At 41.2% G+C, this 13,554-nt stretch carries 4 protein-coding genes; all 4 read left to right on the top strand.

What is annotated here, in order from left to right; all coding sequences use genetic code 11:
• The first annotated feature begins 2,438 nt into the window (after positions 1–2,438).
• Positions 2,439–6,551, top strand: a complete 4,113-nt coding sequence (locus SOM16_RS19165) for a hybrid sensor histidine kinase/response regulator transcription factor (RefSeq protein WP_320465610.1) — start codon at positions 2,439–2,441, stop codon at positions 6,549–6,551.
• A gap of 380 nt (positions 6,552–6,931) precedes the next feature.
• On the top strand, positions 6,932–10,123 hold the full coding sequence (locus tag SOM16_RS19170; RefSeq protein WP_320465611.1) for a TonB-dependent receptor: 3,192 nt from the start codon (positions 6,932–6,934) through the stop codon (positions 10,121–10,123).
• A gap of 4 nt (positions 10,124–10,127) precedes the next feature.
• Complete coding sequence (locus SOM16_RS19175; protein ID WP_320465612.1) at positions 10,128–11,819, top strand: RagB/SusD family nutrient uptake outer membrane protein; 1,692 nt, start codon at positions 10,128–10,130, stop codon at positions 11,817–11,819.
• Positions 11,820–11,988: 169 nt separating this feature from the next.
• Complete coding sequence (locus SOM16_RS19180; protein ID WP_320465613.1) at positions 11,989–13,518, top strand: glycoside hydrolase; 1,530 nt, start codon at positions 11,989–11,991, stop codon at positions 13,516–13,518.
• Positions 13,519–13,554 lie beyond the last annotated feature (36 nt).

Below are 13,554 nucleotides of genomic sequence, written 5' to 3' on the forward strand. Positions count from 1 at the left end.
ATCCGGCCTAGGAAATGTCAGTAGCTAGGCTAGGTCAGTGCCATCCCAAAAAATTGACCATGCCGGTCTAAGAGCAGAACGAAGGGATGGTGGCTTGGCCTTGTTGGGTAGTGATAGCGATCGCCATCCTCGTTATAAATCTAAGTCTGCATCCTATTTTCTCATCATGCTATTGCCACCCTGCTCTCCGGCCTAGGAAATGATGGAAGGAGAAGCCGTTGAAATTTTTGCACCAACGTTCAAATTTCCCCACAACCCAAGGTAGGGCGAACGGCTCCTAAAACAAATCTGTATTACAAGGCGAATCGAGCCCTTGCGCTACCGCCATTTAAATTTCTACGCGCTAATCCGACATCAGATCCAAGCCTTGATTTTTTTGTTACTTTTTTGATCAAGCAAAAAAGTAAAAGCCGTTCGGCGGCTAGCCGAGGCAAGCCAACGCAGTGGAAAAAAAGTTTTCAGCAGCTGATGACACCAGCCGATAGAGGAATGCTACAAAAAAATGTCTTTTATGCTTCGAGTTAAAAGGATTCTATCGTGTCCTGGCCGGACGGGCCTTTTGTCTTTTGACAGCAAAAGAAACAAAACTGCCGGCTCGCAATTTTTTTATTCAAGTCAGTAGCTTGGCTAGGTCAGTGCCATCCCAAAAAATTGACCATGTCGGTCTAAGAGCAGAACGAAGAAACGGTGGTTTGGCCTTGTTGGGTAGTGATAGCGATCGCAATTCTTGTTATAAATCTAAGTCCGCATCCCACTTTCTCATCATGCTATTGCCACCCTGCTATCCGGCCTAGGAAATGATGGAAGGAGAAAACGTTAAAGCTTCAACCACTTATAAACCTCAGTCTGCATCTAATTCTCATCATGCTATTTCCACCTCGCTATCCGGCATAGGAAATGATGGAAGGAGAAGCCGTTGAAATTTTTGCACTCCCGTTCAAATACCTCAAACCCAAGGTAGCGCGAACGGCTCCTAAGACAAATCTGTATTACAAAGCAAATCGAGCCCTTGCGCTACCGCCATTTAAATTTCGACGCGCTAATCCGACATCAGATCCAAGCCTTGAGTTTTGCTTCTTTTTGTCAAGAAAAAGAAGAGAGCCCTTCGGCGGCTAGCCGAGGCAAGCTAAGCGCAGCGGAAAACAGCCAGTTCAAAAACCACCCCGCCCTGCGGGCACCCCTCCAACGGAGGGGAATTGCAAAACGTCCCCAGCGATCGCCACCCTGCTATAGCCACATGTTATTGCCACCCTGCTATCCGGCATAGGAAATGATGGAAGGAGAAAACGTTAAAGCTTCCCCACAATCTTTCAACCCACCAAAACCCAAGGCAGCGCGTCCTCTCCCGATTTTTCATCGGGTGCTTGTGCTGCCGAAACAAGGCTTTAACGAGTTTATCCAACATCAGGTCCAAGCCTTGACTTTTGCTTCTTTTTGTTAAGAAAAAGAAGAAAGCCCTTCGGCGGCTAGCCGAGGCAAGGCTGCGCAGCGGAAATAAGTTTTTGGTAGGTGATGACACCAGCTGATAGATGACTGGTACAATTTAAATGTCTTTTATGCTTCGATTAAAAGGATTCTATTTGTCCTGGCCGGACGGCCTTTTTTTCTTTTGACAGCAAAAGAAACAAAACTGCCGGCTCGCAATTTTTTTATCCAAGTCAGGAGGTAGGCTTAGGTAGTGCCACCCCAAAAAATTGACCATGTCGGTCTAAGAGCAGAACGAAGAAACGGTGGTTTGGCCTTGTTGGGTAGTGATAGCGATCGCAATTCTTGTTATAAATCTAAGTCCGCATCCCACTTTCTCATCATGCTATTGCCACCCTGCTATCCGGCCTAGGAGATGATGGAAGGAGAAGCCGTTGAAATTTTTGCACCAACGTTCAAATTTCCCCACAACCCAAGGTAGCGCGAACGGCTCCTAAAAACAAATCTGTATTACAAGGCGAATCGAGCCCTTGCGCTACCGCCATTTAAATTTCGACGCGCTAATCCGACATCAGTTCCAAGCCTTGATTTTTGGCTACCTTTTTATCAAGAAAAAGGTAGAAGCCCTTCGGCGGCCAGCCGAGGCAAGCCAGCGCAGCGGGGAAAAGTTTTCAGCAGGTGATAACTCCAGCTGATAGATGAATGCTAGAAAAAAATGTCTTTTACGCTTCGGGTTTAAAGGATCTTATCGTGTCCTTGCCGGACGAGCTTTTTTTCTTTTGACAGCAAAAGAATCAAAACTGCCGGATCTCAATTTCTCTACATGCGCAAATCTCATCACCCTAAGTTTCTTCATTAAGTTCCCTTTTATTAAAGTAAAATAGCAGCAATCTGAAGCTAACTCATCCACTTTTGAAATTAGTTGTAACCAAATTAATACATATTAAACTATCTTCGTTAATTATTTAAATGCGCTCCCGGCATTTAATCATCAAAGACTAAGCAAATAAAGCATGAAATTTATAAGAACAGTTGCCTTAAGCTGCTTTCTTTTCTTTACCCTCAACATTTCTGTAGCACAGAGAACTAACAGCGTTTTTTTATCAGGGCAGTATAAGAGCGAAATCAAAACCTATTCTACAAATGATGGTTTGCCTTCTAAAAATACTACTGCCACACTGAAAGATAAACGGGGTTTTATCTGGGTAGGTACCGAAAATGGATTATGCCGTTTTGATGGGTATACCTTTAAAGTTTTTTCAAATAAAACGGCAGACAGTTCGTCAATTTCGAACAACTTTGTAAATGCAATAGTGGAAGATCATCAGGGGAAAATTTGGGTAGCTACTATGGATGGTTTAAATCTATTGGATCCGCTTTCCGAAACCTTCACCAGATTTGTACACCGCGATAACAATTCCCACTCTTTGAGCAACAATAAAGTCTGGTCTTTGCTGTGCGATAAAAACGGTGCAGTTTGGGTAGGTACTGATGATGGCTTTAACCAGTATGTAACTGCAAGTAAAAATTTTATAGTCTATAAACCCAATGCCGCCGATAAAAAAAGCATGGTTGGCAAATCGGTTAATTCCATTATCGAAGATGTGAGGGGTGATTTATGGTTAGGCAACTGGAGCGCCGGATTAAATCGTTTCGATAAAAAGAAGCGATCCTTTTTTAATTATGCACAGTACAAAAAGCCGGGTACCAAAAATCCTAACGATGTTTGGGCATTGGCTAATGCGGCAGACGGCAATATCTGGGTTGGAACCTATTGGAATGGACTTTTTAGTTTTAATCCCAAAACACTTAAATTTTCGAAGGTAGAAATTCCGGATCGAGAGAACTACTCTGTTTTCAGCATTATGTCAACAGGTAAAGACCTCGTGTTAGTTGGAGGGAACAATGGTTTTTATTGGCACAACACGCGCTCAGGGAGCTGGAATAAAATTAACGACATTCCCAACTTCTCCTATGGCGATACTTATAAGGATAAGGATGGAATCATTTGGATTAACGGCCGAAACGGATTAAGAAAGATTGATCATCAGCAATATAAATTTAATATTAATTTGCTGCCCCTCGGCAACCGGGAAGTTAAAAGTGTAGTGATCCGTGATGCTGTTATTTGGCTGGGAACGAACAACGGGCTTTTTTCCATCAATGAGAAATCAGGAAAAACGGTAGCCTTTTCAAAAAACAACAGTTCAAACAGCTTGACCAGTAATGAAATACAAAAGCTTTATTTTGATAGCAATGGGCTTTTGTGGATTCTTACAGAGAACGGTTTCGATAGCTATGATTCAAAAAGTAATCTTTTTAAACATCACTATCACCATTCAGCTATAGGGAATTTATTTAACGAAGATGTTTTTAGAGATATTTTAGAGATAGATCGGGGTGTTTATATTCTGGCTACCGATGCCGGGATAAAAATTTACGATAGCCAGCGCAACCATTTTGAACACTTTTATAATCAGCCCAAAAACCCTTTATCAATCAATAATAACCACACTTATGCCCTTTCAAAAGCGCCCGATGGGAAAATTTGGATTGGTACCTATGGTGGCGGTGTGAATATTTTTGATCCTAAAACCCGGCATTTCCGTGCAATGGAAACGGTTAATGGTGGACGCGAAGGTTTGAGCAGCAATATTGTTAAGGCAATTTATACCGATTCGAGAAAAAATATCTGGGTATGCACGCCTGATGGATTAAACAGGTTTCTGCCGAAAAGCAATAGTTTGCAGGTATACTCAAAAACCGATGGTTTTGCCAGCAATGTGTTTAATGACCTTGTGGAAGATGCAGATGGAAAAATCTGGCTTGCCACTGAAAGTGGTATTTCCAGCTTTGATCCGATAAGCAAAAAGGTAAGAAATTTTGATGAAGCGGATGGCGTGCTGGCAAATTCTACTATTACCAGAGATGGAAAATCGATTTTTGTGGCGGGCAACAAAGGCTATTTCTCTTTTAATCCAGATCAAATCAGGTTTAACCGGGTGCCACCACCTGTTTACCTGACCGATTTCCAGTTGTTTAATAAATCTGTTGTGCCAGAGGCAGATGGTCCTTTAAAGGAAAACCTCAATGTTGCCAAAGAAATTACTTTAAACTACGATCAAAGTGTTTTTTCGATAGAGTATGTGGCGCTTAATTATGCCTACTCCTGGAAAAATGAATATGCCTACCGCTTGGTCGGTTTCGATAAAAAGTGGAACTACGTTGGCAATCAGCGAAAGGCCACCTACACCAACTTAAACCCCGGAACCTATCGCTTTCAGGTAAAGGCCTCCAATAATGATGGGGTTTGGAATGATGAAGGTTATACGATTGTGATTAAAATAAATCCGCCCTGGTATCTAAGCTGGTGGGCCTGTTTGATTTATGTTAGTGCAATCGGGGCAAGTACTTACGTTTATATTTCGTACCGGAAAAAACAGGATGAACTCAAATATGAAATTAAAGTAGCGCATATAGAAGGTGAAAAGGAGAAAGAACTTAATGAACGGAAGCTTTCTTTTTTTACCAATATTTCACATGAATTCAGAACGCCGCTTACTTTAATTATTAATCCTGTAAAAGAGCTTCTTTATCAGGATGATAAGAGTCTCGATACCAGTAGTATGCATATCGTTTACCGGAATGCCAAACGCTTATTAAGTCTTGTAGATCAGTTATTGCTTTTTAGAAAGGCAGATGCGCAGGGTGATACCCTGAAGGCTGCGAACCTCAACCTAACCACATTGTTGAAAGAGGTTTTTCTTTGCTTTGCTCATCAGGCCCGTTCAAAAGGCATTCAATATGATTTTATCTCTGTCTCAGAAAGGATTGATGTCTTCGCTGACCGGGAAAAGCTCGAAATTGCAGTTTTCAACTTGCTCTCGAATGCCTTTAAATTTACGCCAGATGGCGGCCGGATTGCGGTAGAAATTAATGAAACAGCAGATCAGGTTAATATTTCAATTACAGATACCGGTTGTGGTATTGCAGAGGATTCTAAGGAGAAAATATTTAACCGCTTTTATCAGGAATCTGATGCCAACCGATCATTTGGAAATGGGTTTGGAATTGGTTTATTCCTGGTGAAAAACTTCATCGAGATGCATGGAGGCACCATCAACTGTCAAAATAACGATGGCGTTGGAACCTCATTTAATATTAAATTACTGAAGGGAAGTTCGCACATTAACCCTGCTTTTATTGTTCCCGATCGAATGGAGAGTTCTTCCTTTCTAAAAGAACTGAACCAGGATGATCTGGTAACCGAACCGGTTAAGAATAAGGAAATAGTATTGGGCGATATGCTGGCTCAGGAGAAAAAATCTATTCTGATTGTAGATGACAACGAAGAAATTGCCGACTACCTGGGCGAAGTATTTAAAGAAAAATACCAGATTTATAAGGCAGGCGATGGTGAAAGTGGCCTTGCCATTATCCGCGAATTTTTGCCAGATATGGTAATTAGCGATGTGATGATGCAGGGCATGGGCGGAATAGAGCTTTGCAGCATTGTTAAAGAAGATGAATCGATCTGCCATATTCCAATTGTATTATTAACCGCAAGTACCTCTGCAGAAATTAAGTTAAAGGGGATAGAGAGCGGCGCCGACGATTATATTAGTAAACCCTTCGATAAAGAACTACTCGTGGCCAGGATTGCTAGTATTTTAAAGAGTAAAAATAGTTTGCAGAAATATTTCTACAGCGAGATTACGCTAAATCCAACCAGTTCGAAAATTTCTGCCGAATACAAGGACTTCCTTAAGAATTGCATTACGATTGTAGAACGCAATATCGAAGATCCTAATTTTAACATTAAGATGCTGGCAGAAGAAACTGGAATGTCCAGAGCTAATCTTTTTAATAAAATCAAATCCATCTCAGGGCATTCATCCAACAGCTTCATCCGGTTTATCCGGCTAAGGAAGGCTGCCGAAATTTTTATCAGCAGCGATAAGACCATACAGGAAACCATGTACACTGTAGGGATGAGTGATATCAAGTATTTTAGAGAACAATTTAAAAAAGTATTTGGCATGAACCCATCAGATTACATCAAAAAATACCGGAAAAACTTTTCCAATAATCGCTCCATCGATCCGGGGTTGAAAAAGACAAAATGATAGTGCCGCTAATTTGGGAATTAGGGAGACTCAGCATCTGAAATCGCGCTTACTATTATGCACCTTTTGGAAACCAAACCTGATGAACAAGCAGGCGATGCCACAAAACCGTAAGCTGAATTTTTGATGTGCTATCATTTTAAGAAATTAGCAGCGTTAACAACATTAAAACCATTTTTAGCTAAATTGGCGCAAATAGCGTCCTTTTCTGGTTTTTTACCCCGCTAATATTAGCTATTTACCCCCTTTAATTTAGTTGGAATTGGTAGAATTTAGCAGTGCTTTCAAATGAACTTCCAGTTATGCCTTATTGATATAATAAAGCATGCGAAAGAGATCGAAAGAAAATGCTAATGATTAAGTAACCAAATTAAACCAACATGAGAAAAATTTTACAGCGCCAGGCTGTTCTGTTTTGTCGTAGTGCAAAACGAACGCTGTTCATTGTATCAGTCGGCAGTGTTTCTTTGCTGTCTGCTCAGGAAGCAATGGCATCCGCACATTTAAGCGCTATCCGCCCATTACAAGCCAAAGATGAAATTACCGTAAGCGGAACCGTTTACGATGAAAATGGTGGAATACTTCCGGGAGTAAGTGTTGCTGTTAAAGGAACAACAGTGGCAACCCAAACCAATAGCGAAGGTAAATATGCCATTAAAGTACCGAATGAAAACGCCATCCTGGTCTTTTCCTATATTGGATATGCAAATACAGAGGTAGCAACCAGGGGCAAATCTACTGTAAATACGCAGCTTGCACCAGATTCTAAATCCTTAAATGAGTTGGTTGTTGTGGGTTATGGTACACAGAAAAAAGCAACATTAGCCGGTTCAGTTGCTGTAGTTAAAGGGAGCGACCTGGTAAAAAGTCCGCAACCAAATCTTTCTAACTCACTTGCAGGTAGGGTAGCCGGAGTGGTAATCAATAATAGAGGTGGAGAACCAGGCTATGATGGATCTAAAATCTTAATCCGTGGTTTAGGTACCACAACCAATACCGATGTTTTAGTGGTAGTGGATGGAATTCCAGGTCAGTTGGGTGGTTTAGAAAGGATCGATCCAAATGATGTAGAAAGTATCTCAGTACTGAAAGATGCATCAGCAGCGGTTTATGGTAATCGTGCAGCAAATGGAGTAATTTTAATTACTACAAAAAAAGGTAAACTCGGCAAACCAACGGTAAGTTATACCTTTAACCAGGGTTTTAGTCAGCCAACGCGCTTGCCAAAAATGGCCGATGCAGCAACTTATGCCCAATTGATGAATGAAATCAATTTTGATTCTAATCCTGCCGGCGGCCTTAATCAATCCTATACCCCAGCGCAGATTCAAAAATTCAGCGATGGATCAGATCCGCTTTTATTCCCTAATACAGACTGGATTGGACAAACACTAAAGAGTGTTGCCCTTCAAAATCAGCACAGTTTATCCGTGAGTGGCGGTACAGAAGATGTGAAATATTTCGTGTCGCTGGGTAAAATCTATCAGGATGCGATTTACCAAAACGGTGCAGCAAGCTATAAACAATATAATTTCCGATCGAACATTGATGCCAACATTTCCAAAAGACTAAAAATTGGATTAGGTATCTCTGGAAGAGAGGAAGACCGCGTTTTCCCAATCTCTGGTGCTGGCGATATTTTCCGTTCCATTTATCGTGCAAAGCCAATTGTTAGTGCCTTTTATCCAAATGGTTTACCAACAACAGGCATCGAAAATAATAACCCTGCCGTTCAGGTAACTGATCTTGGTGGTACGGCTAAAAATCCAACCCAGGTTTTCAATGCCATTTTAAGAGGTAGTTATCAGATTCCAGGTGTAGACGGACTTTCGGTAGACGGGTTTTTCTCAGTAGATAAAACCTCTAATTTTGCGAAGAATTTCAATAAACCATATAATTTATATTCTTACGATCAATCTTCCGGGATTTATAACACGGTAGTTGTGGGTGGCAGTAATGCAAAAGCAACTTTATACGAGTCTCAGGCAAACACCAGCCTCATCACCTCTAACGTAAGGTTAAATTATGCAAAGAAATTCGGTAAGCACAGTATCGATGCCTTTGTTGCTTATGAGCAAAGCAGACAACGTTATGAGATTTTTGATGCACAACGTTTAAACTATATTTCAACCACTTTACCAGAACTTTCGCAAGGTGGTACAGCAGCTACAGATTTGAGAAACTCAGGAAGCAGTACAGATTATCCTCGCCAGAGTTATATTTCTAAGATTGCCTATAATTACGATGAACGTTATATTATAGAAGGTCAGATGCGTGTAGATGGTTCTTCTCTTTTTGCAGATGGAAACCGTTTTGGCTATTTTCCTTCCGTTTTGGGGGCATGGAGAGTGAGCAAAGAAAAATGGTTTAGCGATCATGTTTCTTTTATCAATGATTTAAAGATTAGGGCATCGTATGGTTCATTGGGAAGTGATTTAATCGCACCTTACCAATACTTTGATAACTATACCTTAATAGGAAATGGATTTGTTGCGGCTAATCCAGGCAGTGGTGTAAATGTGATTCAGCCTAACTTAAACCTGATCAAATTAGCCAATCCACAAGTGGGATGGGAAAGGGCAAATAAGTTGGATATTGGTGTTAATGCTACCTTCTTAAAAAACTTCACTTTAGAAGCCATTTATTTCAATCAAAAACGTAGCGATATTCTATTAACCAGAAATGCTTCCATTCCGGGAACATCGGGTATCGTAAATCCGTTTCCGCAAGATGGAGTTGTTCCTTTGGTGCCATCAGAAAACATTGGTAAAATCAATAGTTCAGGTGTAGAGGCGAGTTTAGGTTATAACCATTCTGGAGAGAACTTTAACTGGGGTGTAACCGGAAACATGACTTATGCGAAAAGTGAAATCATTTTTATAGATGAAGCAGCAGGTACGCTGGATTATCAGCGCCAAACAGGTCGGCCTATTGGAAGTTATTTGCTTTTCAATTCCTTAGGTATTTTCCGCAATGCGGATGAATTAAATGCCTACCCACATGTTACAGGTGCCAAAGTAGGCGATTTGAAATATGAAGATTTTAATGGAGACGGTGTGATTGATTTTAAAGATCAAACCAGAAGTAAATACGGAAATGTGCCTCAAATTACCTATGGTGTAAACTTAAACGCATCTTACAAAAACTTCGATGTGTCTGTGCTTTTCGCAGGCCAATCCCGCGTAAGCCAGTATGTTTTACCAGAATCTGGAAGCGTAGGTAATTTCTACAGCAGTTGGGCCGATAACCGGTTCTCTCCAACCAACAATGCAGGTACTTTTCCACGGGTAACAGAACGCGCATCTAATGCCATTAGTGGTGGTGCATTCCGCAATAACTTTTGGTTAAACAATGCCTCGTTTTTTAGAATGAAGAACGTAGAGTTGGGTTATAATTTCAATACCAGCCTGCTATCCAAAATTAAAATTTCTGGTTTAAGATTGTACGCAAGTGCTTTTAATTTATTCACCATTTCGAAAGTGAAAGATTACGATCCTGAAGGAAGCAGTGAAAGCGGCCAGTTCTATCCACAACAAAGAATCATCAACATAGGCGCAAACGTTAAATTTTAACATCATGAAAGTATATAAACCACTATATTTTACCCTTGGTGCGGCGCTTCTATTCGCATCATGCAAGAAAGATTTTTTAGAAATCACCCCCACATCTGTAATCAGTACGGCATCAGTAGAAAATGATTCGACCATTTTCGAAGCCTTTGTACTCAATCGTTACGTAAGTCCGCGGTTACAGGATAAGGAAGGAGAGGGCTCCAATCCTGGCTTTGGCCGGGGGTTTGAATACAGCATGTCTAGTTCTTACACAGACGAATCAATTTACACCAACGATGATGGAAGCTGGGCCATGCAACGCGGACAGATTTCTCCGGATAATTTAGGTAGCACGGCCTCTTTGTGGTCTAGAAGTTACCGCAGCATCCGCGAATGCAATTACGCCTTGGAAGTGCTTTCGAAAATTAATATGAGCGCAGGCCATAAACGTTTAATTGAAGGCGAACTGAAATTTATCAGGGCTTTCCGTTACCAGGATGTGATCCGCAATTATGGCCGTGCCGTTTTAATGAGTGATAAAGTAACGCAGTTAAACGATAACCTGCAGGATGACGCACTTTTTAAAAGAGCAACACTTAAAGAAAGTATCGATTATGTACTAACACAACTGGATGCTGCTGCGGCACTTTTACCAACCAATAATAACAGTGCGTGGTTATTGGGCAGAGCCACAAAAGGAGCCGCATTGGCCTTAAAATCAAGACTGGCACTTTATGCCGCTAGCCCGCTTTATAATGCCGGAACCTGGGCAGATGCCGCAACAGCCGCTCAGGCTGTAATTAGCTTAAATAAATATGGGATCTATACTGGCGGATATAATAATATGTTCCTGGTAAACGAAACCAATGAAGTAATTTTTGAAAGATTATTCACCACCAATGCCAGACACGTTTGTTTGGAAATTGCCAACGGACCTAATGGTTATAACGCATGGGGTGGAAACACGCCTTTGCAGAATTTAGTTGATGATTATCAAACCACTAGTGGAAGAGCCATCACAGAAACGGGTTCTGGTTATGATCCTGCTAAACCTTATCAAAACAGAGATCCAAGATTTGGTTACACCGTAATTTATGATGGTGCAAACTACCGCGGCAGAAACATGGAGGCTTTTGTTCCGGGTGGAAAAGATAGTAAAGACGGTAACTCTAATTGGAACACGACCAAAACCGGTTATTATTTAAAGAAATTCATGAACGACGCCTTTCCAATTGATAATCCATGGGATGTTGCGGGTTTACAGCCCTGGATTTACATGCGCTATGCAGAAGTATTATTGAACTTTGCAGAAGCATCAAACGAAGCTTACGGACCAGATGCGGTTCCTGCCGGAGCATCAATGAGCGCCAGGCAAGCCGTTAACATGGTAAGAGCAAGACCAGATGTGAATATGCCGGCACTGGCAAGTGGATTGAGCCAAGCACAAATGAGAGATGCCGTTCGTTATGAACGTAGAGTGGAGCTCGCATTTGAAGAGCATCGTTATTATGATGTGCGCCGTTGGCAGATTGCGCCACAGGTAGAAAGTAAGCCTGCTGCTGGAATTATTGTGACCAAAGCAGGAAGTGCATTAACCTATGCGCCAAAAGTTGCGCTTGATGGCAAAACTTTTCAGAATAAACAATATTGGTTACCAATTCCTAGAGCAGAAATTCTATCTTCGGGTGGTAAGCTGGAGCAAAATCCTGGGTACTGAGATTTTTATGCGGGGCAGTAAGCCCCGCTTTTTAAACTATTGTAAAACTAAAGCATTGAAAACGTTACATCAGTAATGTATCCGAATGAAATCCCCTGGTTAAGTTTTTCAATCCGGTAGATGGATTTGCAGGATACAGGCCTCATTGCTTATTTTGATCCACCATAAAATGAATCGCTTTTTACCACGATTATCGTTTACATTCACTGTCACTGCGCTGTTGGCGTCTATTTCGCCAACAATTTCAAATGCACAAAATCAACGACGTATCACCGCAGAAATAGATTATAAAAAATCTGCCCAAACAATAGAGGGTTTTGGTGCTTCTGATGCGTGGATTTGCCAGTTTGCAGGTTTATGGCCTGATGTAGAAAAAAACAAAATGGCAGATTTGCTTTTCAGCACCAAAACTGATGCAGCCGGAAATCCTTTGGGAATTGGTCTTAATTTCTGGCGTTTTGCTATCGGTGGCGGAAGTGCCGAGCAAGGAAAAGCCAGCGGAATCCGCAATGAATGGAGAAGGCAGCAGTCTTTTTTAAATGCAGATAAAACATACAATGAGAATGCCATGCCCGGTCAGGTTTGGTTTATGAATGCAGCCAAAACCAGAGGCGTTAAACATTTTCTGGGATTTGTAAATAGTCCGCATGTAAATTTCACGCTAAATAACAAAGCATTTTCAAGCGACGGAAAAACCAATCTCGATTTCAGCAAAGCAGACGATTTTGCAATGGATCTGGTAAAGACAACTCAAATGCTTAAGAAGAAAACAGGAGTGGAGCTGGAATATTTGAGCCCGGTAAATGAACCGCAGTGGAAATGGAATGAAGGAAATCAGGAAGGTTGCCCATATACCAATCGCGAATTGGCGGTGTTGGTTAAAAAGGTGAGTGCTGCATTAAGCAAAACCCAGTTGAAAACGAAAATTCAGATTGCAGATGCAGGCCAGTTAAACTATCTCACTAATCATCCGGATACAGCGAAAAGCAAACAGATCGAATATTTTTTTAACCCTGCATCACCGGGCTATATAGGGAATCTGAAAAACGTAGACCGCAGTATTTCCGGACATAGTTATTTCACTACAAGTCCGGAACAGAAAGCAATTGAGATTAGAAAAGCCGTAAAAGATGAAGTTGCCAAATATGATCAACTGAGATTCTGGATGTCAGAATATTGTGTGCTTGGCGATAGTTTGTTAAAAGGAGAAGGCAGAGATCTGGGAATGACAACGGCATTATTTATTGCGAAACTCATTCACCACGATTTAACTTATGCCAATGCCAGTTCATGGCAATGGTGGCTAGCCATCTCAACCGGTGATTATAAAGACGGACTCTTGTATATTGATGATAGCAAAACCAATGGCAAAATTTATGACAGCAAAACGCTTTGGGCATTTGGAAACTATAGCCGTTTCATCCCGCCAGGTAGTAAAAGGGTTGAACTTAAGCTCTCTGATGAAAAAGATTTTTATGTTTCGGCCTATTTTAAAGCGGATGAATTGGTGACTGTTGCGGTGAATAACAGTGACGATACCATTAACCTTGATTTGAAAGGAATAGATCAAAAACAAAAAAGCGTAACCGTTTACACCACTGCCGAAGGTAAAAGTTTGGCGAAGTCTGTTGCCGCAGTAAACGCAATTACGCTTCCTGCTAAATCCGTTACCACTATTATTGCGAATAAACAAAAATAGGAATGCACTTAACCGCAAATACCTCAACATTAATAC

The organism is Pedobacter sp. CFBP9032, assembly GCF_034045265.1.
Classification (GTDB): domain Bacteria; phylum Bacteroidota; class Bacteroidia; order Sphingobacteriales; family Sphingobacteriaceae; genus Pedobacter.